This is a genomic window from Aliibacillus thermotolerans (assembly GCF_027853235.1).
Classification (GTDB): Bacteria; Bacillota; Bacilli; order Bacillales; family Marinococcaceae; genus Aliibacillus; species Aliibacillus thermotolerans.
The window spans coordinates 1-25488 of the sequence record NZ_WKJG01000034.1 but is presented as its reverse complement, the minus strand read 5'-3'; the positions used below and the strand labels follow the sequence as shown (position 1 = coordinate 25488).

Annotated in this window: 23 protein-coding genes; 6 read left to right on the top strand and 17 right to left on the bottom strand. The window is 37.9% G+C overall.

The genetic code is table 11. The features are described from left to right. The first annotated feature begins 256 nt into the window (after positions 1-256). Together GJS40_RS05575 and GJS40_RS05570 are read left to right on the top strand one after the other, a co-directional pair. Positions 257-571 (top strand): hypothetical protein, encoded by a 315-nt coding sequence (locus GJS40_RS05575; protein ID WP_270896794.1) that lies wholly within the window; start codon positions 257-259, stop codon positions 569-571. A 98-nt stretch (positions 572-669) separates the two neighbouring features. Continuing rightward, entirely contained in the window at positions 670-1155 is a 486-nt protein-coding gene (locus GJS40_RS05570) for a hypothetical protein (protein ID WP_270896792.1), read from the top strand. On the opposite strand, the gene GJS40_RS05565 is transcribed toward GJS40_RS05570, so the two are convergent. From GJS40_RS05565 to GJS40_RS05490, 16 genes are all read right to left on the bottom strand, one after another. After that, positions 1152-2264, bottom strand: coding sequence for a hypothetical protein (locus tag GJS40_RS05565; RefSeq protein WP_270896791.1), 1113 nt, complete (start codon positions 2262-2264; stop codon positions 1152-1154). The genes GJS40_RS05570 and GJS40_RS05565 overlap by 4 nt on opposite strands. A gap of 27 nt (positions 2265-2291) precedes the next feature. Next, positions 2292-3314 (bottom strand): Nif3-like dinuclear metal center hexameric protein, encoded by a 1023-nt coding sequence (locus tag GJS40_RS05560; RefSeq protein ID WP_270896790.1) that lies wholly within the window; start codon positions 3312-3314, stop codon positions 2292-2294. 68 nt (positions 3315-3382) lie between these two features. Then, positions 3383-4594, bottom strand: a complete 1212-nt coding sequence (locus GJS40_RS05555) for an NAD(P)-dependent malic enzyme (protein WP_270896789.1) — start codon at positions 4592-4594, stop codon at positions 3383-3385. A 36-nt stretch (positions 4595-4630) separates the two neighbouring features. Then, a complete protein-coding gene (locus GJS40_RS05550) occupies positions 4631-4984 on the bottom strand; it encodes a 2Fe-2S iron-sulfur cluster-binding protein (protein ID WP_270896787.1) in 354 nt (117 codons plus the stop codon). Positions 4985-5332: 348 nt separating this feature from the next. Continuing rightward, on the bottom strand, positions 5333-6109 hold the full coding sequence (locus GJS40_RS05545; RefSeq protein ID WP_270896786.1) for a creatininase family protein: 777 nt from the start codon (positions 6107-6109) through the stop codon (positions 5333-5335). A 59-nt stretch (positions 6110-6168) separates the two neighbouring features. Further along, positions 6169-6504 (bottom strand): 2Fe-2S iron-sulfur cluster-binding protein, encoded by a 336-nt coding sequence (locus GJS40_RS05540; RefSeq protein WP_270896784.1) that lies wholly within the window; start codon positions 6502-6504, stop codon positions 6169-6171. A gap of 14 nt (positions 6505-6518) precedes the next feature. Then, complete coding sequence (locus GJS40_RS05535) at positions 6519-6977, bottom strand: RidA family protein (protein WP_270896782.1); 459 nt, start codon at positions 6975-6977, stop codon at positions 6519-6521. A 423-nt stretch (positions 6978-7400) separates the two neighbouring features. After that, positions 7401-8063, bottom strand: a complete 663-nt coding sequence (locus GJS40_RS05530; protein WP_270896781.1) for a GntR family transcriptional regulator — start codon at positions 8061-8063, stop codon at positions 7401-7403. Between the two features lie 501 nt (positions 8064-8564). Further along, a complete protein-coding gene (locus tag GJS40_RS05525; RefSeq protein WP_270896814.1) occupies positions 8565-10163 on the bottom strand; it encodes a TRAP transporter permease in 1599 nt (532 codons plus the stop codon). A gap of 211 nt (positions 10164-10374) precedes the next feature. Continuing rightward, a complete protein-coding gene (locus GJS40_RS05520; RefSeq protein ID WP_270896779.1) occupies positions 10375-11139 on the bottom strand; it encodes a transposase in 765 nt (254 codons plus the stop codon). Positions 11140-11278: 139 nt separating this feature from the next. Beyond that, the gene (locus GJS40_RS05515; RefSeq protein ID WP_270896777.1) at positions 11279-11497 is read right to left on the bottom strand and encodes a transposase; all 219 of its coding nucleotides are present in this window, start codon (positions 11495-11497) and stop codon (positions 11279-11281) included. A gap of 946 nt (positions 11498-12443) precedes the next feature. Continuing rightward, complete coding sequence (locus GJS40_RS05510; RefSeq protein ID WP_270896776.1) at positions 12444-13172, bottom strand: ABC transporter permease; 729 nt, start codon at positions 13170-13172, stop codon at positions 12444-12446. Further along, entirely contained in the window at positions 13173-13883 is a 711-nt protein-coding gene (locus GJS40_RS05505; RefSeq protein ID WP_270896775.1) for an ABC transporter permease, read from the bottom strand. Continuing rightward, positions 13883-14788: an ABC transporter ATP-binding protein gene (locus GJS40_RS05500; protein WP_270896773.1), complete on the bottom strand. Its 906-nt coding sequence runs from the start codon at positions 14786-14788 to the stop codon at positions 13883-13885. Before GJS40_RS05500 ends, GJS40_RS05505 begins: the two co-directional genes overlap by 1 nt. Positions 14789-14905: 117 nt before the next feature. Beyond that, positions 14906-16258 carry a sensor histidine kinase gene (locus tag GJS40_RS05495; RefSeq protein WP_270896772.1) on the bottom strand — a complete coding sequence of 451 codons (1353 nt, stop codon included), beginning with the start codon at positions 16256-16258 and terminating at the stop codon, positions 14906-14908. Then, a complete protein-coding gene (locus GJS40_RS05490; RefSeq protein ID WP_270896770.1) occupies positions 16255-16923 on the bottom strand; it encodes a response regulator transcription factor in 669 nt (222 codons plus the stop codon). The genes GJS40_RS05495 and GJS40_RS05490 overlap by 4 nt, the downstream gene beginning before the upstream one ends. 257 nt (positions 16924-17180) lie before the next feature. Here GJS40_RS05490 and GJS40_RS05485 point away from each other — a divergent pair, with 257 nt between their 5' ends. From GJS40_RS05485 to GJS40_RS05470, 4 genes are all read left to right on the top strand, one after another. Beyond that, positions 17181-17816, top strand: coding sequence for a helix-turn-helix transcriptional regulator (locus tag GJS40_RS05485; protein WP_270896769.1), 636 nt, complete (start codon positions 17181-17183; stop codon positions 17814-17816). 303 nt (positions 17817-18119) lie between these two features. After that, positions 18120-20258: a hydantoinase/oxoprolinase family protein gene (locus GJS40_RS05480; RefSeq protein ID WP_270896767.1), complete on the top strand. Its 2139-nt coding sequence runs from the start codon at positions 18120-18122 to the stop codon at positions 20256-20258. A 23-nt stretch (positions 20259-20281) separates the two neighbouring features. Next, positions 20282-22561, top strand: coding sequence for a hydantoinase B/oxoprolinase family protein (locus GJS40_RS05475; RefSeq protein WP_270896766.1), 2280 nt, complete (start codon positions 20282-20284; stop codon positions 22559-22561). Between the two features lie 11 nt (positions 22562-22572). Continuing rightward, entirely contained in the window at positions 22573-23088 is a 516-nt protein-coding gene (locus tag GJS40_RS05470) for an acetone carboxylase subunit gamma (protein WP_270896765.1), read from the top strand. Between the two features lie 100 nt (positions 23089-23188). Here the strand turns inward: GJS40_RS05470 and GJS40_RS05465 are convergent, their stop codons facing one another. Then, the gene (locus GJS40_RS05465) at positions 23189-25153 is read right to left on the bottom strand and encodes a sigma-54-dependent Fis family transcriptional regulator (RefSeq protein WP_270896763.1); all 1965 of its coding nucleotides are present in this window, start codon (positions 25151-25153) and stop codon (positions 23189-23191) included. Positions 25154-25488 lie beyond the last annotated feature (335 nt).

Genomic DNA, 25488 nt, shown 5'->3' with positions numbered 1-25488 from the left:
CTCCTATGTCGACTAATTGTATACAAAATCCCATATGTAGTAAACAATCTTTTTTATATGAAAGAATTTAAATTTTACAATTCAATTATAAAAAACCTCCGCAAACGGTTATGTATCAATGGTTAAGTAAAAATTACATGAAATGTAATATTCAAATACTTTGGGGAATAGAAAATATTTTTAAAATTACCTATTGATATTTCCAAATAATCATATTATAATTGGTATACAAAATACAAAAAAGGGAGTGTTTTCTATGGGCAAATTTATTATTTTAACAAACAAGGAGGATTATCAAACAGATTTAAACAATGATGGCTTAAAAGTCATTGAAACTTATGACTATTTTTTCTTTGACAAATTGAAAGCCAAATACACGATTGCTGAAGTCTTATCAGATGATATTAAAATTAAACTGATCGAAGAGAGTAATGATAAGACATATATTAATGAAATACCTATTAAATTTTTTGAAGCATTTGAAACAATTGATGAAGCCAAAGAGGAATTAAATGAATTATCAGGACCAGACACTGATTTTTCTCAATTAAAATTGGCTGCTAAAAATTAAAAAAAGTGACGTCGCCCTCCTATTTGCTTATACTAAGGAAAGAATATGCGGTATGTTATAAGCATAGTTATAGTGTAAGCGCGCTGGGGGGTGACACCATGTGTTTGATCGGTTTTGAATTACTAACTGAAAGAAGCGTTAGAATCTTACCTAATAGTTCTTTTTCTATCTCCATTCTATGGAATGGCGTCAAGATAGCAGCATCAGTAGGTAAAGATCGTTATAATCAACATAGTTTTATTCTTCCTTATAGAAGAATCACGGCAACGGGGAGATTCCATCATTCTACTGACAAGCTTTCCTTTTTACAGAAAACGTCTTTCCAAGTCTCCCCTTGCCGTTTAGTAAAATGTCCTTCCGTTCCTCTTGAAGATTTAAAATTAGCAATAAACCTTCCTCAACGAGATACACTAGAACCATTATATAGAAATTGTTCCTTACGTTTTTGTAAGAAAAACGAAGACGAATTTACTAAGTATACGTTATATCTTGATCCTCGATCTGTGGAAGAGCATTCAATCAATCAGTATCAAATTAACTTATCTCATCTCATCCCAAGACATTTTAAACATTTCCTTCATTAAACTAATATCGGCGTTAAAAAGTAAACAATTAAAAATGCAGTAATAATTCTCATCACGATACCGAGCACTGCTGCTCCCATTGCTTCTTTTTCCGTTAAATCGGAGTTATCTGCCCAGATCACTGGAATTTGGCCAAAAACCGACGAAAGTGGAAGGCCGGATGCTGCCAACACAAATGAACCAATCACTAATCGGGGATCTAATGTTGCAGCAGTCTCTGCTAAAGTCGCCATGCCTAGAGTAGGGCTAGCTAAAATGGATAAAACGCCCGTTTCTGGATCAATATTTAAAGCGAGTAATGCAGAACTTAGCCCTTTTTCGATTGGTGACCATATCCCCATATAATCTAATATTCCAATACAGGCAAAAACGACTGCGACAGCAGGAATAATAAGTAAAAATACTAATTCTGCCCCTTCTCGAGCTGAATTAAAAAGAGTCGGCAAAAATCCTGTTTTAGGAGTAAAAGATGGCAATTCTTCTAGTTTTACTGATTTTGTGTTTCTATAAATAGTTTTTGATAATAGAAATGGAACGATAACAACTGGAATAAACACAGCCAAAAAGACTACAATAAACGCGTTGACCCCAACAGCGGTAAGTGCTACCATCCCGAGCATAAAAGTGGCAAAAGATTGTTGCGATTGCACCATCGTAGCGACAGCAATCTTTTGTTCATCTTTTGTAGCATTTGACCTCATTAAAATGGGTCCCGCAATTTTACCCGCAGCATTGATATCTCCAAGAATATTGTAAATACTCGGAATTATCACTGCCGGATTAATTTTATATAAATTTGTCAAAGGAACGAATATACGGCTGAGAGCATCGGTAAATCCTAGCCTTTCGAGTGATCGCCCTATAATAACGCTTACAATGATCGAAACACCAACTGTACCGGTTAAGAACGTATCTACCACGACAGGATACACTTGATCGACAACAGAATTGAATAACCCTGATAATGTTTCTGGGGAAAATAACAAGACGAATAGAGATGTAATGACTAATACAAAGCCAACTCCTTCAATCCTTGTCCACTTTCTCTTTTCCTTCTTCGGCTGATGAGGGACAACTACTTCTTCCGCAACTTTCTTAGCCTCACTCACTTTTTTTGTTTCCCCTTCCTATTAGATTTACGAAGATTTCGTTACTTGTTTTTTCACTAAAAAATTTTCCGACATTTCTTCCGCATATTTTTGTAATGCTTCACCGCCTACTTCTTGCAAAGCCATACTTGTTATTCTTTCGCGAAAGATGACCACTTCCGTATCAGGAAGTAAAGTATTTAAGGCATAGGCTAACGGCAGTCCATTTTCAAGAATTTCTAGCACGTGACTGTTTCCAACGATGAAGTTTAAACCTAGTTCATTTGCAGTTTGCACTAACTCATGATCAGAATCTACTCTACTAATGGATGCGAGTACAGTGTCCGCTTCTGGATGTTCCTCATATGCTTTACGTAAATGCTCTGCCGTAAAACCGGTATGTGGGAATATATGGATAATATTGTTGACAGATGTTGTCTCGTCTCCATTCAAGATATGACCACGGGTAACTATGCTTGTCTCCGTCAGAGACTGTGAGGAACGAATATCTTTCTCCACCATTAATAAATGTTCTTCTTGGTCAATTTTCATCAGATTTTCTAACCGCGTTAAAATGTCACCGAGAACTTTCACTTCCGGAATTGTTTTACCAACAAAGAGAATGTTCCCTTCTAATCCACCGTAGGATATTTCTTTCCGATATGCTTCATGGCCATGTAATAAAGAGATGCCGGGATGAAGACCGTGAAACGCTTCATGCAATTCAAATGCTGCGATATTGTAAAGATCTAGATAATTCTTTAAGATTACTCCTCCTGAATTTGCTCCTTCTGCTATTGGGTGATGCGCAACAATGGCATCAACTCCAGTGGCATGTGCTAATTCAATGCTTCCTTCAGTCATGGTCATCGTCACAGCAATTTTTTTAACTGGTTGATCGAGTTTTCCGTAAACTAAGCCAGGAAGTTCAAGTATACCTTTACCAGGAATATTAGAGGACTTCGGTAATACAAAGGGGTGTTCTCCAGTCGACAAGTCATTCAAAGACTTTACTACTCGTCCACCAGTTAATCGGTCAAGAGCATGTAATACATCAGATACCGTATTCATTTTTTACCTCCTAAAAATGATGTTCCAATGGTGATACTTATGTATCACCATCAGAATGTTTTGATAATCTAACGACTGATTGACACTTTTTCTGTCACTATACTCGTTTTCTGCGATACGCCACTTTCAATAGCAGCTCTTTCTACAGCTTTTGCAACATTGTCGACAACACCAGGTTTAAAAGGAGATGGAATAATATTGTCTTCCGTTAATTCCTCTTCAGGAATGAATTCAGCTAACGCATACACAGCAGCAATCTTCATTTCTTCATTAATTTCTTTTGCCCTTGCATTTAATGCACCTCTAAAAATTCCTGGAAAAGCAAGGACATTATTTATTTGGTTTGGAAAATCTGACCGTCCAGTTCCAACGACTCTTGCTCCGGCTAGCTTTGCATTGTCAGGCATTATTTCCGGGATTGGATTCGCCATAGCAAAAATAATGCCATCTTTATTCATCGTTTTAATCATATCCGGAGTCAAAGCATCTGCAACAGATACCCCAATGAACACATCTGCTCCTACAATCACTTCTTCAAGAGGACCTTCTAATTGATGAGGGTTTGTCAATGCCGCTTGTTCTTCTTTTATTGGGTTCATCGCATACGTTCTACCCTCAAATATGGCTCCTTTTGAATCACATAGAATGATTTCCGGAACCCCGAGAGAGCGGAGAATTTTGACAACAGCAATCCCCGCTGCCCCCGCTCCATTCACTACTACCTTGATGTTGTTAATACTTTTTCCTGTTACTTTTAAAGCGTTGATTAATCCACTCGCAGTGACAATGGCTGTTCCATGTTGGTCATCATGAAATACGGGAATATTTAATTCTTTTTTTAGTCTTTCTTCAATGATAAAACATTCGGGTGCTTTAATGTCTTCTAGATTAATGCCTCCGTATGTCGGTTCCAATAGTTTGACTGTTCGGATAATTTCATCAACGTCATTTGTGTTTAAACATACAGGAAATGCATCGATATCTGCAAAAAGTTTAAATAAAGCACTTTTTCCTTCCATCACCGGGATGGCAGCAGTCGCTCCGATATTTCCTAATCCCAAGACAGCAGTTCCATTTGTCACAACAGCAACACTATTTCCTTTCACGGTATAGTCATAAGCTTTGCTTTCTTCTTCATGAATGACTTTACATGGTTCTGCTACCCCGGGAGAGTAAATGAGTGACAAGTCTTCCTTTCCTGAAACAGGAGTTTTCACTTCTACCGAAAGTTTTCCTTTGTGTTGATAATGGATATTCAAAGCTTTTTCTTGTAAATTCAAATATATCCCACCTATTCATAATGAAGCGCTTTCATTTTATCGTGATCCAGTAGATACTGTTCTTTTTATTTTATCAGGTTTTCTTCTTTTTACTTGTTTTGTTACTTCTTCGTCCCAAGAAATAGCAACGTCTCCTTCATTGACAAAAGTTTGGCAACCGAGTCGATATCCTTTTTCCAACCATTCCTCCCCGAGTTTTCTTCTTTCTTGTACTTTCACCTTATCTAAGTTTTCTGCCCCTTCCTCAATCTTACATACACATGTTCCACAAATTCCTCCTCCACAACGGTTAGGAAGCTCACAGTCATATCGTAAGGACATTCGTAAAATGTTTGATTCTTTTGGGACTTCTATTTTTTTATTACTTGTCAGAAAATTAATTGTAGGCATTTTCATCTTCCTCCCTTTTGTTAGGATACAATATACCAAATCTCCTTATAAAGAACAATACCAATTTAATAATAGTGTTAATGTAAATAAAAAATATTAAAAATAGACTACGTCCAATGTTTGTTTTGAACCTTCACTAGCCCATTAGTACTTTGGTCATTTTTGTGAGTACATGTCTTACAATGACCTCCCCCACAGTGAGAACGTGTTGACACGTAAAGTTCTTCTGTCTTTTTCTTACTTGCAACGGAAGCATGTTTACACATGTTTGATTTCCTCCCCTTCAAATTTAGTTAACTAACATTTACCACCCGCCTGCGTATAAAGTAATATTACATCATCACTTAGCTACTTCACTTCTAATTCCGGTGCATCCACTTCTATCAATGAAAATAGTTCTTTCGTTAAATGATCCAGTGCTTTTTCTACTATTTTTTGTCCTATTTCCTCGCTTGCAACCGTAGCATCACCGATGGCACCATTGTTTGTCATCTCTTCATATCGATAAAATCCCTGTATTGCATTACCTGGTCTTAACTGTTTCCAGCGCCCTGCTTCTTGAATATCGCCTTTGGTTAACTTTTCTTTTCTAACAAGCTCAGGAGCTAAATATAAAGCTTCTGAAACTTCCCTTTCACAACTGTGACCGTACAAAGGCGAAACGGTGATTTGATCGATCACCTCTTTGGCGGAAGCAGTCGTTTTCGCGTAGTATAATTCCACCTCTAATTCAGTTGAAAGTTTCGTAGAGGCTACTCCTAATGTTGCTTGATTGCCCCCATGAGCATTTAATAAAAGAAACTTTTTGATGCCATGATGCTTGAGTGAAACTACGATATCACGTATTAATGCGATTAATGTTTCCGGCTGCAGCGTAATGGTTCCCGGAAAGTTTAAGTGGTGCTGCGAAACACCTATATTAATGGTCGGTGTAACAACAGAGTAAGGAAATGTTCTCTCCCCTAGTAAAAGAGCCATTTTCTCGGCCAAAACGGCATCACAACTTTCTGCCATATGAGGACCGTGCTGTTCATGGGCCCCGACCGGAATAATAGCTACTTTAATTGTTTGTAAGGCCTCTTCCACTTCTTCCCATGTCATTTTTCCTAATTGATAGAGACGCATACACTTCCTCCACCTCTTCATATTGTATTTTGTATACCTTATTTAAAACAATAAACATGCTATTTCATTTCTGTCACTGACTTTTTTCTTCTTGGTGGACGAATGGAAATGTTCTCTTGCGTAATCTCGATATCGTCCTGAATAGATAGTTGACAAGTAAGACGATACCCTTCCTCCAATTTGTCACCAAGCATTTTCTTCTCTTTCCAGTTCGGTTCGTCTAAATTTTCGGCACCTTTCAACACCCGACATGTACACCTGGTGCAACGCCCCATGCCACATCCGTACTTTAATTTCGGAAACTGTTTAATACCTGCGAGTACTACCAAGTTCGCATTTTTATCTACTTCTTTTTCAATTAATTCTCCATCAATATGCAACTTTACTTTTGGCATGTTGTCACTCCTCTTTATCCATCTTTTAATTCTGCTATAACATCCACTTCTACCGCGGCGTTCCCCGGTAAAGAAGCTACTCCTACCGCACATCTTACGTGTTCTCCTGCTTCATCATATAAATTTACAAACAGATCAGATGCGCCATTGATTATTTGTGGAATTTTACTAAAGCCATCTTCACAATTCACATATCCTGTGATTTTCACAATTTGCTTCACTTTATCTAGATTCCCGATATAATCTTGGATGATTGCTAATAAATTTAGCCCACAAATTTTAGCAGCTTCATATCCTTCATCAATCGTCAAATCTTTACCTACTTTTCCTTGATACAATATTTTGCCATTCCACTTGCAAGTCACACCGCTCACATATAGTAAATTATTTATTCGTTTCACAGCTAGATAATGCCCCGATTGCTTTGGTACTTCCGGTAATTCAATTTCTTCTTTAAAAAAAGTAGAATTCAAATAGAGTACCCCCTTCGCTTTTCATGTTTAAAAATGATTCATACACTTGCATTTAATCTATTATTAGAAATGGTATACAAATATTTCGTTGGAGTAAATCCGAAATAATCAACTTCAAAGCTGGCACGATTCTGACAAAATAAACATTTGGCATTGATTGAAGTTTTCGTCACATGCGGAGCTTGAAACATTTGGACTCCTTTATTTACATGTTCCCGACAAACCGTTATCAACTTTATTCCCCCTTATAAAGTTTAATTTGTATACAATGTACCATCTTTGTTTAAAATTTTCAATAAAATTTTAAAAATAATTCACTTTTATTTAAATGAATTTGTTTCCATTTCGACATTTCCTCTAAAAACTCAAATATTTGTCGTTTTTTCTGGACAGAAGGGCTACAAAAAAGGTGAACACGCTTATTCACCTTTTTTTAATAGCATCTAAATATGCTCGTTTCGAATTTTCAATATGAATTTTCGTTAAATATTGCGCCATTTCCACTTCTTCTTCATACACCGCTTTTAAAACTTCTAAATGTTCTCTCATGGCTTCATCTTCCCGGCCTTCAATTCTACGACTCACATGAGCGAAGGCTCGAATGTAATCCATTAGATCAACGAGCATTTCATACAGTTTTGGGCTTTTTGCTGCTTTATACAAAACATGGCTGATTTCAATATGCAACTCTGATATTTCTTCTTCGTCCCCTCTAGCGAGAGCGTCTTCAATTTTTTGAATCCAAACTTTGAGTTCTCTTTTTGTCTCCTCATCAATTTTTTGAGCAGCAAGCTTTACTGCCAATACTTCCAAAGATGAAAGAATCGTAAAGACCTCAATCACATCTTCTGTGGAAATATCAGAAACAACTACCCCTTTTCTTGGCACGGTTTTCACAAATCCTTGTGATTCTAAGCGCAACAATGCTTCGCGTATCGGCGTGCGGCTGATTTGTAATTTTTCTGCTAATTCCCTCTCAATCAAACGATCTCCGGCTTTGTACTCGCCTTCCAATATCAAATTTTTCAAATGAAAATATGCCCGGTCTCGGATGGACATTAAATTTTCCGGTGCCCATTGTGTCATCTTATTTACCCCCTCATAGTATGGTGTATACCACATATTATACAAAATATTGGAGTGGTAATACAATCTTAAACATATCAAAACAAAAAATTTATATATCTTATGTGTATTAACGAAAGAATCAGATCTGTTTGAGATAGCTTCAACGCTACGTGATCCGTCACTTTGCCATGATGAAGAAATTACATTTAGAAACGGTACAGACAATGATTCGAGTGAAACTTATCGGATTGGGAAAAAGGGAACGTCATAACACGGGTCCATTATGCTTTCCTCGCGCCACCTCCTATGGAACATTTTTGGTGCATTTCAATGAATCACATTTATATCGATATTGTTAAGCATCGTGTTCAAAAATGCCTGATCATGCGAAAGTTGAAGACATGCGAAAAGAGGATATATGCTCATATTCGAAACATCATATCCTCTCTTCGCATCGTTATTTTCATCTAATACGTTATTTATAGAAGAGAAAAGAAAGGGAAACACTTTTTCCTCCCGTTACGCACTAACAGATGCGTCTTCTTTGATCACGGATTTATGTTTAAGCACATATCCAATGATAAGAATCGCTCCAATAAGGACAGCAACACTGTTTATTACCCACGCTCCACCTAGCACAGAAATTGGCGTAAATATCACCAAAGAAAGTACGATAAACACCGCTCGAATAAGTACAGACAATTTCTGGTGAGGAAGTATTTGGCCGACGAATCCTAGTGACAAAAAGTAAAAAGCAATGAGCATAGACACGAGTAAAAAGATAAAGGTTCCGATGGAGTGTTCATAATTAAAGGTAAGCAATAATCTCGGTTCATATATAAAAGCAAACGGTACCAAGAAACCAGAAACACCTAGTTTCAATGCTGTAAATCCTATTTTATTTGGAGATGCTTGGGCAATAGGACTTGCCGCAAAACAGGCCATCGCAATGGGTGGGGTAAAATTACATAAAATCGCGTAATAAAAGACAAATAAGTGAGCGGCAATCGGTGGTACGCCGTGTTCTACTAAGGCAGGCGCAGCCAACAACGCAACCATACTATAGGCTGCAACAGATGGCATCCCCATTCCCAATATAAGAGAAACCAATGCACATAGTACCAATAACCAGAATAATCCGTAATCTCCGACAGAAGCGAGCGTCATCGATAAATTAAATCCTAAACCAGTAATGCCAGTGACACCAACAACGATCCCTGCCGCTGCCAAAACAACACTTACGGTGATCAAAGTTTTTCCTGTTTCAATAAAAATTTCTTTCGTATGATGCCAAAATTTTTTCCGGTACGTTGCTTGCCAAATAAGAAAAACGAAAGCTGCCAATGCTGCCAATACTCCAGATACTTGGGCTGTATACCCTTTTATAAACATTAAGTAAATGAGTATACAGAAAGCCGGAAGAATCAACCACGTATTTTTTAATTCCCCTAACTTTGGAAGTAAGTCCCTTTTCATTCCACGAATATTGTTTCGAAGCGATAACAAGTCGACTTGAACAAACAAAGAGTAGTAATATAACAAAGCTGGAATCAAAGCTGCCAATGCCACCTCAGAATACGGAATACCCAAATACTCTGCCATCACAAAGGCCGCAACTCCCATGACAGGAGGAACAAGTTGTCCACCCGTCGAAGCAACGGATTCTATCGCCCCAGCTTGTGTCGCGGTATATCCGTTCTTTTTCATCAACGGAATTGTAATGTTCCCGGTCAAAAGCACATTGGTCACTGGACCTCCCGTGATGGTTCCGGTAAGACTAGAGGAGACGACCGAAGCTTTGGCGGTTCCTCCCCTAAATCTTCCAAATGCGAAAATAGCCAATTTGTTCATAATATCGCCGCCACCGAGTTGTAACAACACTTGCCCAAAAAGAACAAATGAGAAACCAAGTGTGGCTGCAATACCAACTAAACCGATGATCCCACTGGAGTCAAAGTATAGATAGTTGAATAATCTCTCTGTACTCGTTGGACTCCCTTGTAGCATTCCCACCATGTAAGGAGCGACGTATGCATAACTAATAAATACAAGCACAATACCAACGAGTAACCATCCAATCACTCGTCGCAATGCTTCTATCACAAGGAATACTGCAATCAGTGCTACGATTCAGCTGTGAAGAGTAAATTTTATTAAATCTCTTCCAATCAATAAAAAAGGTTGAGTCAATTAAAGAATATTCAATAAATTATTTTCACCCAATTTTTGCTAAAAAGCTAAGCCAATTTTTAAAAATTGTTTTTAAAAAACTGGGTACTTTTAAGTGAAACTTTTTCTTTTTACCACAACCTTTGCTATAATGAACCCATTAGGTAAACCTAATTTGTATTGGGTTAGCTAATTGTTGAATATCCTCGTCTGTTAATTTGCGGGTACGTATCGCTTCTAACAGAATTGAGGATATTTCTTTTGCTGTTTTCTTAAAATGCTTCAAAGCTTTGCTTCCATTTTCAAATAACTGCATTAGAATATCCGCAATCTGTGTTAGAAGGTAGTGATTCTTCATCGCTACATAATGGCGACTACTGGCATGTTCAATGTGATACCGAATATTTTTTTGACGATTAAAGCCCTGGTTTTCAATCTTCCAACGGCTTCGCCCCGCATGAATTAGTTTACGTGCATTTCGATTTGTTACCTTGATATTTGTGATAAATGTAAAAGTCTTTTTCTCCTGATTTTTAACGAAGTGATATTCAAGTATGTTCAATGTTCTTTGATTATACGCAATATCGTTCACCCAGCATATGTCTTCTGATAGATTTTCCATCGCCTTAATATCTTGAAATTCTTTGGCAACGCTTTTGATTCTACCTTCTTTAAATCGCATCATGTACTTCCACCCGTACTTATCGCATTGGGTAAATACGCCTTCGCAGGCATAAAGACTATCTCCTAGGATGCATATGGGTAATCTCTTAAATGCTTGTTTTATTTTTTTGGCCAACCGATAAAATGCTTTTAGTTCACAATCTTGTTTAGATACATCCTCCGATTCGTTTTCAATAAACTCGGAAGCTATACTTAGGACCATGTCACCTACTACCAGTTTGGCTTCAAGTACATGATGCATGTATACAGTCTTTTTCTCACCAGTTGCTTTATCGGTATATTCCCGTCTTAAGCAATGGTCGCAATGCTTTTGTTGAAAACTAAAAAGCCCTGTCCCATCAATGATGATTCCCCAGTACTTCCCGTTTATCCGGTACCGATCAAAGCAATTGTTTGATCATGTACGTTCGGATTTTTTCCAGTTCTGTTGGTTCCAGTCTGGATAAAAAGTCATTAATAGTATCGTAATGTGGCAGCTCTTTCAGCTCACTGCATCCCACTATCTTTTGGAAATTATGGATACACTCGTCTTTATTAAATTGATCTGTCATACTCCGCATACTTTTTAAATCAAAGGCATTTTTTAAAATGGTCATCATAAGTAGGATATCACTATTATAGGTAACATAGCTTTGATGCCTTGGATCTTAAAGAAGTGTTTTCTGACTTTTTCCAGCTCGAAAAAATAATTTGTATCTTTTTCACATTCTCTTTTTTCTTTTCTTGTCACCATATTTAAAACTCCCCAAAATATACTAATTTAGCTGTTTAACATAACCATATTATCCCATATTCCGTATATTTTGGGGTATACTTTGTAGAAAATTATCACGAAGAATTTTTACTCTTCAGCGCTGACTATTATCATAGTTACATATGATATGGGGTAACTCAAAGAAGGCGACGGATTCATCTCCTCATTGAAATGAGGAGGATTCTCGTCGCTTTGTCCTAAATGTTTGTATCATTTTCATAATATTACATCTACGTTTGTGAAATGAGACTTATTCATGTCTCAATCAGGTAAAAAAATGTCGTATGATCGATTCATGGAACCTATTCTTTCGATAAGTAATTGAAAAACAGTCGTATGAGCAATGGAATTAGAAATATTAGGTTGTATTCGCTGCATTTTGCCGTTCATGTGACCGTTTTATTAGTATAAAAGAAAATAAAGGGAGCTGTCCAAAAAGTCATGATTGGTGACTTTTTGGACATTTTTTTGTTACCGCTTCATTAAAAATTGCTTCTGGAAACGCCTCTTGGCCGAATCATGGCATGTTTCCAACACCGAATTGTTGATGGAAGTAAGTCATGGATAGTCATGCATCGTTCCATATAAAAATAGCTAATGGAAACAGGCCATGAATGGCTCATAACACCGTTTCATTCAAAAATAGTTTGTGGAAACAAGCTATGAACGGATCATGGCACCGTTTCAGCGCTAAATGATTGTTGAAAGGAACTCTCGATTTATTTTTCTAGACTTATTAGACAGCCTCCTCTTATTTCATAAATTGCGCGCGAAACAGTCGTATGAAATGATTAAACAGGTTTTCTTTGAAAATACATATATCCTCCGATAAAAAACAGCAGAAAACTGCCACCCACCACTGTTAATAATTGCTCCCAAGGGATAAAAAATACATCACCAACATTTCCACCAACATTCATCATTGCAAATGGTTGTGCCCAAGGATAATAAGGACCAAATTTTTCAGAGTTGACAGCCAAGATGGTAGGTAATGTGAAAATGACGTTCACTGTAAACGGAGCTGCAAAACTTTTAAACAAAATGGACATCCATAGTTGCAAAGCTACTAACGGAAACGTAGCCACCCAACCGCCTAAAATACTTTTCCAAACAATGTCCATTGGAAAAGGGTCGGTAAAGCCATTAATCCATCCCACCAAATAAATAGCAACAAAATATAGTAGCTGCATGAACAATACTAAAAACATTAACAATACATATTTTGCTACAAAAACCTTTCCTCTTGTTACCGGTAACGCCAATAATTGTTTCCAGCCACCTTCTTGATGCTCATATCTGCAAATGATACTAGCTAGAACTCCTGTAATCAACGGCAAAAAAAGCAATGCGTATGTTACATTCATTGTAAAGAGGGATAAATACCACTCGTTCCCTTCCATCTCATTCACTAGTTGAGTAGTTAATCCTAAAAATAAGCCAACGAGTGGGCTAGTAAAAATAATAAATATTATTTTCGATTTCCGTAGTTTGTACCATTCGGACTGGAGAATGTATCTCACTTATTTCACATCCCTTCTAACAAAGTCAAACATTCCAACAAGATAAAGAACACATCCCAATCCAACTCCTAATAGGGCATTGACAACTGGCTCGCCCCAAGCATTCATTAAAGAGGGCCATTTCCAAATCATCCAATCCGGTAAATAATAAGCGGAATAAGCGAAAACTACCCCTAGCACACCTGTCGTGATTGGAATGCCTTGATTTTTACTTACAATCGCGATCCAAAGTTGTAATGAAAGAATAGGTAATGCAGCAAAGTACGGATAAAAACTATATTGAAACAACTCCACATAGGGAATTTCTTCCCCTAAATCGAGAAAAACCCCAAAAAGTAAGGTAAATACCATTAACAAGATGGATGACACTAACAAAAGACTTGCCAGGGCAGTAAATTTTGATAAATAGACACTCATTTTAGAAACTGGAAGAGATACTAGTTGCTTCCAAGCGTTTGTCTCATTTTCTATATTTGCGATAATAGAAGTAAAAATAGCAATCCCTAATATGAGCGCTAAGGGTGTGAAGGAATGTACATTTGACAAGTAATATTCCCAGTCATTGTCACTTTGCTGGAGTAAATAATCCTTTCTCAGGCCATAATTCACCATTTGCAAAGCGACAACTCCTAAAGGTCCTAAAAAAGTTAGTAACCAAAAGCCTTTCCGTTTTATTTTTAAAAAATCTGCAACTAATAATTGACGTAACATCATGCCTCCTCCCTCGTCATTTGAAGGAAAATATCTTCAAGAGAACTTTGTTTTTCCTCGACTCGATAAATGGCAAGACCATTTTGAACGAGCATACGAACAATTTCAGCGACTTTTTGATCTGAAAGCTTCGATAATAAAAGCATACTGTCTTGATAATTCGCATAGATCCCTTTTCCTTGCAAAATATGCTCCGCTCGTTTCCCGTCATTCACTTTTAAAATAATTGTTTGCCGGGAATGTTTCCTCATCGCATGAATTGAATCCTGAAAAATCATTTTCCCTTTTGAAATAACACCGACTGTCGTTGCGATTTGATCAATTTCTGATAATAAATGGCTTGAAATTAAAATGGTCATTCCATATTCTTCAGGAAGGCGTTGAATGAGGTTACGAATTTCAATAATCCCTGATGGGTCTAGTCCATTTGTTGGCTCATCCAAAATTAACAGTTCCGGTTGGTGCAACATGGATACAGCAATTCCTAAGCGTTGTTTCATCCCAAGGGAAAATCCTTTCACTTTTTTATGTGCTACATCTGACAAGCGGACAATTTCTAACACTTCATGTATTCTAGCTTCTGAAACCCTTAAAATTTTCCGTAACGCTTCTAAATTTTCATAAGCCGTTAAATGAGGGTAATAGGAAGGGTTTTCAACCAATGATCCTACTCTTTTTAAAATATGAATCCGCTCTTTTTTTAAATCTTTGTTAAATACTCGTACCATCCCTGAATCAGGTTTCATCAAACCTAACAACATACGGATTGTTGTGGATTTACCCGCTCCATTCGGTCCTAAAAATCCATAAATTTCACCTTTTCGAATTTTCATATCCAATCTGTCAACAGCTGTTTCTTTACCAAATTTCTTTGTTAATCCTTCTGTCTTTATTACATATTCCATCTCTTTCACCTCAAAGACCATCTTATAGATAGGAGGTTAAATCGAGGTAGGAAGGAAGTTTAAATTTCGTTTAAAAAAACGTGCATTCTAAAAGGAACAATCCTTTTTAAATGCACGTTACTTATATTTTTTAATTCGAATGGTCGTTCCATGTTCACTGGATGTGATATCCCAATCTAACTCCATTCCTTTTACCATCATATCCACAATGGATAAACCAATTCCTGCTCCTTTTTCCTTTGATTCTCTCTTCATTCCTGGGCCTTGATCCATAATGACAAAGGCATCATATTGATCTGTCGACTCTGTTTTTACTTGAATAAATTTTCCGCTCTTTGCGTGACGTAAAACATTTTGATATACATTATCAAGAATGCGTCCTAGCCAAGCTGGATCGACCAACCAGTGATTATTTTCAAATAATTGCAAGTCAACTTCTACTTTAAAACCTTCTTTTTCGAAAACTGGATACCAAGAAGCGATACTTTCGCGAACATATCGAACGACATCCACTTCTTTTCGTTCAAGTCGATACTTACTTGCCATTAATAACGTATATGACATTAAGTTTTCAATGAGTCTATCAATATCACGAATAGATAATTGTAACGTTTTGACAGCTTGTTTGCCTTCCGGCGATAAATTTTCCTTCAAAAGAGAATACGTCTGTGCGCTTATCTTTGTTAAAGGGGTGCGTAAATCGTGAGACAAGTTAGCAATAAGTTCTCTTCTTAATTGTTCTTCTTCTTGCTCTCTTTTTTTGCTTTCTTTTAGTTCGAGTACCATGTCGTTAAACGCTTTTTCTAACTGACCGACTTCATCTTTCTTTTTTACAGCGGTTTGAATAGGTAAACCGTCCTTGTCTCGCGCTGTCATTGATTGTTCTAAATGTAATAACCGTTTACGAATGTTCCGGAAAAATAAATAGGAAATAGTAATAAACAATAATATGACAAACAAGGTTCCAAATAGTATCACGTCTCCAAAGCGATCATAAAACGTTTGCATAGGAGATTGGAAATTTACTCTAGGTATTTCCAGTACGATAAAACCATTCGTTTCCTCTTCGCCCAGAAACGCTATAACGGTAAAGGGATCTCCTCCATAACGATCTTTTATAAATTTAGCAGTAAAAGCGGCAGTCCATTGAATAGGAAGCGTCTCACGTACATCCATTTTCTCTACTAAAAACCCATTTTCATCTACCCAAAACATCGACGCTTCCGGAAATGCTTGTTTCCATTTTGCAAAATGTTCCTTTATTTCCTCTGCTGAAATAGATGGTAATTGGTTCGCTTCTTCATGCCATTTTTCTTCAATTATATTTGGATGCCATCGTTCTTCTTCTAAGTTCCCTGTTACTCCTGTTAAAATAGCTGCAATACCTACAAACGATATTTGCACGAGACCAATCGCCAATAAAATAATCAACATATATTTAGCTTGTAAAGACCTAAAAAAGTTCTTCATACCTTCACCCGATACCCAATACCGCGAATTGTTTCAATAATCGTTGGCTTTGCTGGATTTTCTTCAATTTTTTCTCGTAAATAACGAATATGGACCATTAAGGTTTTATCCCCTTCCACATAAGGTTGACCCCATACCCCTTCATACAGTTGCTCTTTTGTTAAAATTTGATTTAAATGGCGAATAAAAAACTGAAACAAATAATATTGTTTTCCCGTCAGTTGAATTTCCTCTCCTGTATTTTTATTGATGATTCTCATGTCTTTTGTAGATACTTTCAAATGGCCAATGATTAATTCATCTTCATGTTTTTGAAACCTTCTTAATAACACTTCAATCCGAGCGGATAGCTCATCTGGATGAAATGGTTTGGTCAAATAATCATCCGCAAAACTTAAACCTTCCACTTTATCTTCTACTGCTGATCGTGCAGAAAGCATTAAAATAGGGACATTGGGATGTTTATTTTTCATTCGTTTGCCGATCGAAAAGCCGTCTAACCCTGGTAACATTACATCTAAAAGGATAAGATCCACTTCGGAAACATACTGATCTACACCTTCTCCCGACTGCAGCCATGTGACTTGATATCCTCTTTCTATTAATTCCTTCTTCACCCAACCGCCAATCTCTCTTTCATCCTCGATGTATAATATCCGAACCATGTGATTCCCCCATTATCTTTCCTTAATTCCATCGTACCTCATTTCACATAAGCTATTGTACCATTATATGGTTTGTTTCAAGCACTCTTAATTTATAAATAAAGCAGTGCATACAAAAAGCCACCCTTTTGCTAGTAGCTTAGAAAGGGCGACTTAACGTCTTCACTACGACTCATCAAGAATATAAACTATTCTTTCCTTTGCTTATCAAATTGTAGTAAATCTTCCGGGCTTTTCGGATGTGGAAAAGTAAGATTTTGATAGATTGGTGCGTTTTCTTCCCGCAATCTATTTTTTGGCTATGTCGGGACGACTTGTCTGTTTACGAACCGACGAGACATCAGATTGACGAGCAAATTTTTCGAAAATATACGAAACATTACTATCACGAAGACTATTTACTCCCAGAAAATCTATTTAAACATGCCAAGCAAAAACCGTGTGTCGCGATGACGGACGTTATTCCGAAAGAAAAGTATGAAAAAACTAACTATTATAACGACTTTCTAAAGCCGCAACGATTAAAAAATGAAATTGGAGTATATCTTTACAATGAAAAGAAACTGATCGGTGGTATTTCTTTTGTCGTGCCAAACTATGAACTGGGCACCTCCAAAGAAGAGAGAATTGCATTGAGTATACTGTCTCATTTTATCGCATTGAAACTGGAGCAATTAAAACAAAAGGATAAATATAGCCATATCAATATGTCCCCAGCGGAAAAACGTGTGTTTGAGAGGTTAATACTTGGAGAGACAGATGAGGAAATTGCACAAGCCCTCCATATCTCCGTGTATACAGTAAAAAAACATCTCCAACATCTTTATAAAAAGAATGGAGTATCCAATAGAACTTCTCTTATCGCCAAGGCTACTCTCCCCAATTCCTCGTAAAGTTTCTATTTCATTTTTAATATGGGATGTGCAGAAGCAGTGACAAAGGAAATTGTGATTGTGTCCAGTGTACCGGTTGAGAAGGTAAATTTTTATGCCATCCCATATTTTACACCGATACCCCGAATATCCGCTCCGTATTTTCCCGTTACACTGTAGCGCTACACTTGTAGCGTTCATAAACAGTTTACTGCCTTCTCCTCTATTAAAAATCTTTCACTTCTGAACTTTTTACTCCTTTCACTGGTTGGCACACAAATTGCAATTACTTTTTACAAACCCAATAAAGGAGGAGAATGTAATTTGGCAAAAGCTCAAATTCTTGCAATTGATGCTGGCGGAACAATGACTGACACGTTCATCATCGATGAGAATGGAGAATTTGTTGTTGGGAAAGCCCAAACTACTCCCAATGACGAACACATTGGTTTAATGAACTCTTCAAAGGATGCTTTAGACCAATGGAATACTACCGTAGAAAAAGAATTTCCTAATTTATTAGCTGGTGTTTACTCTGGAACAGCGATGCTGAACCGGCTTGTTTCCAGGGTCGGTTTACGGGTAGGTTTAGTCCTTAATAAAGGGATGGAAGATATGCACCGTATGGGACGAGGAGTTCAATCTTATCTTGGATATTCTTATTCCGATCGCGTGCATATTAACACCCACCATTTTGATGAACCACTTGTACCTCGAAAATGGACAGTAGGCGTTACAGAACGTGTAGACTTGTTTGGAAATGTCGTTATTCCTCTATATGAACATGAAGTAGAAGGTGCTATTCAAAAATTAATTGATCAAGACGTTGAAGCGATTGTCATTAGTTTATTACATTCATACACCTATCCACATCATGAACGGAAAATTCGGGATATCGCAGAACGAATGATCAAAGATCAAAATAAAAATATTAAAGTATTTGCAACGGTGGATTACTATCCGGTAAGAAAAGAATCACATCGTACGAACACAACGATTGTAGAAGCGTATGCTGCGGAACCATCTCGAGAGACGCTTGCAAAACTTGATCAGGCATTAAGAGAACACGGCACGGATTTCAATTTACGGATTATGGCCAGTCACGGCGGTACGATTAGTATCGAAGCAAATGAACTTGCTCGTACGTGTGTGTCCGGACCAATTGGCGGCATGGTCGGGGCGAAATATTTAAGTGATAATTTAGGAATTAAAAATGTTGCCTGCTCCGATATCGGCGGAACTAGTTTTGATATTGGTCTCATCACCCAAGGAGACTTAGATATTGAATCAAGCCCTGATATGGCACGCCTCGTCTTATCTTTACCGCTTGTCTCCATGGATACAACCGGTGCAGGTACAGGAAGTTATGTACGCATTGATCCAAACTACGGAAACATAACGTTAGGACCAGATAGCGCAGGATCACTTGTCGGTGTATGTAACCCTGAGAGCGGGATTGAAACTGTAACAGTATCTGATTGTCATGTCGTCCTAGGTCTTATTAACCCGGACAACTTTATCGGTGGTGCAATTAAATTATCACGAGAAAAAGCATATCAGGCAGTGAAAGAACAGATTGCCGATCCTCTTGGCATGTCAGTAGAAGACGCAGCTTTCGGGGTAACTGAATTGCTGGAGTCACAATTAAGAAACTACTTAGAGTCGATGATTTTAGGGAAAGGATATTCCCCATCCCAATATGCATGCTTTTCATATGGTGGCGGTGGGCCGCTTCATACCGCTGGATATACGAAAGGACTTGGTTTTGAAGATATTCTTGTTCCAGCTTGGGCAGCAGGATTTTCCGCCTTTGGATGTGGTGCTGCAGACTTTGAATACCGATACGACAAAACATTAGACCTTCATCTTCCTGAAAAAGCAAGTGATGAAGAAATTTTAGCAGCAGGAAAAGAACTACAAGCAGCATGGGATGAATTAAAAGGACATGTAGGTGAAGAATTTAAGAAAAATGACTATACCGGAGATGACGTTAAATATCGTTTATTTTACCGAATGCAGTACCAAGGACAATTAAACGATTTGGAAATCGAAGCGCCAATTAGCGAATTCAAAAGCGTGAACGACTACTATACACTTGTGAAAACATTCGAAGATATGTATACCCGTGTGTATGCGAAGTCGGCGCTATCTCCTGAATTAGGATATTCCATTACTGGAGCCATTGTACGTGGAGTGGTAGATGTTCCCCTACCAAAAATTCCGAAAGAACCATTATCAGATGAAACGCCACCAGACAGCGCCTTTTTAGGTACTCGTCCAGTGTACTGGGACGGAGAATGGATTCAAGCCAAAATTTATGAAATGGAGAAGTTGTTACCTGGTAACAAACTTGACGCGCTCTCTATTATTGAATCCACTGCTACTACTTTCGTTGTTCCCCCTGGTTTTGAAACGTATCTTGACGAACATAGAATTTTTCACTTGAAAGAATTAAATCAATAAAATAAGACAAGGAGGTTATCTTTTTGAAAACAGTCGATGAGGTTCAAAAGAAAACGAAAGCGCCAATCGGTTGGGATGGAAAAACATTAAAGGAAATGCGAGCCGAAATTGACAGAGTGAGTAAGGAAACAGGATATTATGCCGGCATCAAAGATTTAACCTTTAAAGAAGAAGATCCGATCCGATTTGAAAAGATCTTTTCTAAACTTCGTGGGGGTGTCGTACACGCAAGAGAAACAGCAAAAAGAGTGGCTGCGTCACCTATCGTAGAACAAGAAGGGGAATTATGTTTTAGCTTATATACACCAGAAGCCGATTCCATCGTTACATCTACGGGCATTATTATTCACGTAGGAACGATGGGCGCTGCGATTAAATTCATGATTGAAAATGATTATGAAGATAATCCGGGAATCAATGACGGAGATATCTTTTGTAATAACGATAACCATGTCGGTAACGTGCATACTTGTGACGTGCATACGCTCGTTCCTATATTCTGGGAAGGAGAAGTAGTTGGATGGGTTGGTGGCGTGACCCACGTCATTGATACAGGGGCTGCAGGTCCAGGTAGTATGCCGATGGGACCAGTACAAAGATATGACGATGGCTATCAAGTCACTTGTCGGAAAATCGGAGAAAACGACGAGTTATCAAAAGATTGGTTACTAGAAAGTACTCGCTCTGTTCGCGGAGCAAAATATTGGACATTAGATGAAAAAACGCGCGTTGCTGGTTGTCATATGATTCGTGATTTAGTACTCGACGTCATTAGAGAAGAAGGTGTGGATAATTATAAACGTTTTATTCGTGAAATCATTGAAGATGGACGGCGCGGATTTGTCAACCAAGTAAAAATGATGACCATTCCTGGTAAATATCGTGGGGTTTCATTTATTGACGTACCATTTGAAGGGCTTGACCTCCCGAAATTTGCCCAACAAAATTCAATCATTCACACTCCGTCTGAAATTACTATTCATAAAGATGCCCATTTAGAAATAGACTTTGAAGGTTCGAGTCGTTGGGGCTGGCATCCGTTTAACGCAACCCCGGTCTCGATTACGAGTGGCATTTGGGTTATGCTGTCACAAACCCTCGTTCCAAACGATCGAATCAATGACGGTGCTTATTATGCGAGTACATTTGGAATCCCATTAGGTTCTTGGTTTAACCCCGATGACATTCGGTCCGCCCATTCAAATACATGGCATGGCCTCGTTGCTGGCTGGACACCTTTATGGCGGGGGTTAAGCCGTGGCTATTGGGGACGAGGATTTTTAGAAGAAATTAACGCCGGAAACGCTCACACTTCGAACTGGCTGCAAGGTGGTGGATATGATCATCATGGAGAATTATCGGCATTAAATAGTTTTGAATCGGCGGCCTGTGGAGTTGGAGCAAGTGCGGTGAAAGATGGAATCAGTCATTCCGCTGCTTTATGGAACCCTGAAGGCGATATGGGAGATATGGAAATTTGGGAAATCCTTGAACCACTACTCTTTATGGGCAGAGAAATTCTACCTGGATCCGGTGGTGCTGGTAAATTCCGTGGCGGAAATGGTTGGCAATCTCTCCGACTCGGCTGGGGTGCGAAAGAGTGGACCATGCTTGTAGCCGGAGCAGGCGCCATGGCCACAGACTGCGGTTTAATGGGTGGATATCCAGGTGCAGCGGGGTATCGATTCAGTGCATATAACACCGATTTAAAAGAACGTATTGAAAAAAGACTACCGCTTCCGCTTGGCGGTGACACCGATCCGGACTATCCAACCTATGAGAAAAACATGAACGCAGAAGTTGTAAACCGCGATCGACAAGCAGTTACGACGCAAGAAGAATTCGATGATTACGATCTGATTTTGAACTATTTGCGTGGAGGTCCAGGGTTTGGTGATCCACTAGACCGAGACCCTAAGCTTGTTGAGGAAGATTTAAATGATCGCTATATTTTACACCGCTATGCTGAAAAAGTATACGGTTGTGTTTTCACAGAAAAAGACGGTGAATATAAAGTGGATTTGGAAGCAACAAAAGAAAAACGGAAACAAATTCGGAAAGAACGCTTAGAACGCAGTATGCCAACCAAAGAATGGATGAAAAAAGAAAAACAAAAGATTTTAAACAAAGATGCTTCAAAACAAGTGCAATTAATGTATGCCGAAAGCTTTGCCTTAAGTGAAAAGTTCACAGATGAATTTAAAGAATTTTGGAATATCGGGGATGACTGGATGATTTATGAAGAAGACTTGAATGTAACGAAACTCGGAAGACACATTAATCGTTTTAAAAATAATGCATAAGGGGGTATAACATGAGCGAGCAAAAATACGATCATAAAGTAATAAACGAACTCGTGGAAGGCACGTTAGAATGGTATCAAATCAAAAATATGATGTCGAGTCATAAAGATCCGGAACGGTTTAAAGTGTATCGAGAAGTGATGCAAGAAAGAGTGTCATGGGATGATCCCATTTTGTTACCGCTTGGGTTACATTTATATATTGTATTAAAAGAAAACGGGGAACGGATCGTAAAATGTGATTGCGGCCATGAGTTTTGCGATTATAAAGAAAACTGGAAGTTGTATGCCAATATCTTTGTGCGAGATACCGAAGAAAAAATGAATGAAGTATACCCAGTGTTAATGGCACCAGACCCAGAATGGCAAGTGATTCGCGAATATTATTGTCCAAGTTGTGCGGCGCAATTAGAAGTGGAAGCAGTCACTCCTTGGTATCCTGTGATTCATGATTTTGAACCAGATATTGATACGTTTTATAAAGATTGGATGAATCTTCCACTTCCTGAAGTCAAATCGAAAGGGTAACATGAAACTCGGGCTTAAGTATATGGATCACGTCTGTTAAAAACTTTCTCCTCCTCTATCCATTTCATCTTAAAAGGCGACAGCTTTTATTGCTGTCGCCTCATTTTCTGTTGATATTATACTTTTTCATGCGTCGGTAAAGAGTCGTTCGAGCAATGTTACAACGTCTAGCTACTTCTGATAAATTCCCATTTGTCTCTTCAATTAACTGTATAATTTCCTCTCGTTCTGCTCTTTTTGCCAGACTGAAGCGATCTTTTGAACTGGTATTCACAGTTTCGTATTTTTCGATGATAGACTTCGGCAAGGATTCCATTTTAATATGGTTGTCTCCATTAAAAAGAATCGCATATTCCATGACATTCATCATTTCCCGAATATTTCCCGGCCAATGGTACTCGTTAAAAAAAGCAATTACTTCTTTATCGATTGTCGGTACTTCTCTTCCGTGGTTTCTCGCTAATTCTGTTGCAAAATAGCGACATAATAAAGGAATATCCCCTTCTCTTTGTTTGAGTGGAGGTAAATGTAATTCCACCACATTTAAACGATAGTAAAGATCAGAGCGAAAAGTACCTTCTTCAATTAGTTTTTCTAAATTTTTATTTGTTGCGGCAATGATACGGACATCGATAGGGATAGGTGTGGAGGAACCGATCGGAGTCACTTCTTTTTCTTGTAACACCCGTAAAAGGTGAACTTGTAAGTCTAGTGGCATTTCACCGATTTCATCCAATAATAAGGTACCGCCATTCGCTTCTTCAAATTTCCCTTTCTTCCCTTGTGGATCTCCACCAGTGAAAGCACCTCGCACGTAACCGAACAACTCACTCGTAATCAAATTCTCTGGTATTGCTCCACAATTAATGGCGATAAATGGTTGATGTTTTCTGCTGCTTTTTAAATGAATATTATGAGCAAAAATTTCTTTCCCTGTTCCACTTTCACCAGTAATAAGAACAGGGACATTCTTATCTGCTACAACTTCTACCTTTTGAATCACATTTCTCATTGCAGCAGACTGACCAATCACACCTTTAAGTGCTGTTTGCTTATTTGAATCGGAAGGATGATATTGGTATAACTTTTCAATAAAAAAGACAAAACCGATATGTTCGGAGTTGAAGGTGATGCTTCGTATAAATATTTTTAATTGTAACGACGAAACATCCCACTCCCATTCATGTTGATGGGGGTTTCTAGACAATAGCGAGTTTTTTAACGAATGTAGTTGTTTATTATCCCACAAATCATCCCAATGGTTGATGGAAAATACATCTAAACAAGATTCATCGGCATGGACTACGTTTAGCATTTCATCTAAAACCATGACGTGTGCAGATGTTTTTTTTCTTTTTACTTCATCATATGTGTCTTGTAAATGTTTAAAGATATCATGGGAATGAATGAATAAGTGTTGTACGATTAAATTTGAAACATTTTGAACGACGCTGAGTGAATGTGACTGAGCACTGGTACTAGGACCTGTTAAATCGATAACACCTAATAGTTTGTTCGTTCTTGGATCACGAATCGGCGCAGACGAACATACCCACGGATGAACACCTTGACAATAATGCTCAGAGGAAAGAATTTGAATTGGTTTCTCTGCAGCAAGGGATGTTCCTATCGCATTTGAACCAGCAGATTGCTCACTCCAGTCGGCTCCAACAACGAAATTCATTCGTTCTGCCTTATTTAGTATTTCTCTATCTCCTTTTAAGTAGATAATTTTTCCTTCATCATCACCTAACGTAATGAGATGACTTGTTCCGCTTATTTGTTTGGAGAAATCTTCTATAATAGGTAGGGATATGTCATATAATTTGGACTGATGAATTTGTTCTTTTAATTTATCTTCACTAACTTTGATTGGTGTTTCTTTTTGTAATGGGTCTACTCCATATTGTTGACAACGTTTCCAAGACTCTAAAACTTCTAAGCGCACCTCGTTTGTTTTAGGTACTTCCTTTTCAAAAATGAAATGTTCCCAATTGTTTTCTAATTCCTTTAATTTGCGAGGGAGCTCATTGGTGGAATAAAATGCTAAATTAGAACTAACCAACTCAAAGTCCTCCTTGGCAATCGATTATTATTCTGTTGTCATTATGGAGTTAAGATTTCTATGATGATATGAGTATGGTAGAGGTAAGATCATTATTGGTAGGATGAGGGTAATATTCTATTTGTAATAATATTCTTAATATAACGATTTGTCAAACTTGAATTTAAAAGAGTCTGAGTCAACCATTTGTGGGCAACTTTTTGTGAATCCCAATAATTGTAAGCGGATTCACTCTTGCTGGGTACTCCTTTGAAGTGCTATTAATCTCTTTTTAAAAGCCTCTCAATCCTTTGAGCGCTTGATATACAGGAATATTCGCTTTCCCTTTGAGATAC

Excerpts from the sequence above, each read along its gene's own strand:
- GJS40_RS05520 (WP_270896779.1), bottom strand. The coding sequence starts at position 11,139 with ATGCATCATGTACTTGAAGCCAAACTGGTAGTAGGTGACATGGTCCTA.
- GJS40_RS05505 (WP_270896775.1), bottom strand. The coding sequence starts at position 13,883 with ATGTTACGTCAATTATTAGTTGCAGATTTTTTAAAAATAAAACGGAAA.
- GJS40_RS05515 (WP_270896777.1), bottom strand. The coding sequence starts at position 11,497 with ATGATGACCATTTTAAAAAATGCCTTTGATTTAAAAAGTATGCGGAGT.
- GJS40_RS05575 (WP_270896794.1), top strand. The coding sequence starts at position 257 with ATGGGCAAATTTATTATTTTAACAAACAAGGAGGATTATCAAACAGAT.
- GJS40_RS05550 (WP_270896787.1), bottom strand. The coding sequence starts at position 4,984 with ATGCCTACAATTAATTTTCTGACAAGTAATAAAAAAATAGAAGTCCCA.
- GJS40_RS05530 (WP_270896781.1), bottom strand. The coding sequence starts at position 8,063 with ATGACACAATGGGCACCGGAAAATTTAATGTCCATCCGAGACCGGGCA.
- GJS40_RS05570 (WP_270896792.1), top strand. The coding sequence starts at position 670 with ATGTGTTTGATCGGTTTTGAATTACTAACTGAAAGAAGCGTTAGAATC.
- GJS40_RS05540 (WP_270896784.1), bottom strand. The coding sequence starts at position 6,504 with ATGCCAAAAGTAAAGTTGCATATTGATGGAGAATTAATTGAAAAAGAA.
- GJS40_RS05545 (WP_270896786.1), bottom strand. The coding sequence starts at position 6,109 with ATGCGTCTCTATCAATTAGGAAAAATGACATGGGAAGAAGTGGAAGAG.
- GJS40_RS05470 (WP_270896765.1), top strand. The coding sequence starts at position 22,573 with ATGAGCGAGCAAAAATACGATCATAAAGTAATAAACGAACTCGTGGAA.
- GJS40_RS05495 (WP_270896772.1), bottom strand. The coding sequence starts at position 16,258 with ATGAAGAACTTTTTTAGGTCTTTACAAGCTAAATATATGTTGATTATT.
- GJS40_RS05500 (WP_270896773.1), bottom strand. The coding sequence starts at position 14,788 with ATGGAATATGTAATAAAGACAGAAGGATTAACAAAGAAATTTGGTAAA.
- GJS40_RS05490 (WP_270896770.1), bottom strand. The coding sequence starts at position 16,923 with ATGGTTCGGATATTATACATCGAGGATGAAAGAGAGATTGGCGGTTGG.
- GJS40_RS05560 (WP_270896790.1), bottom strand. The coding sequence starts at position 3,314 with ATGAATACGGTATCTGATGTATTACATGCTCTTGACCGATTAACTGGT.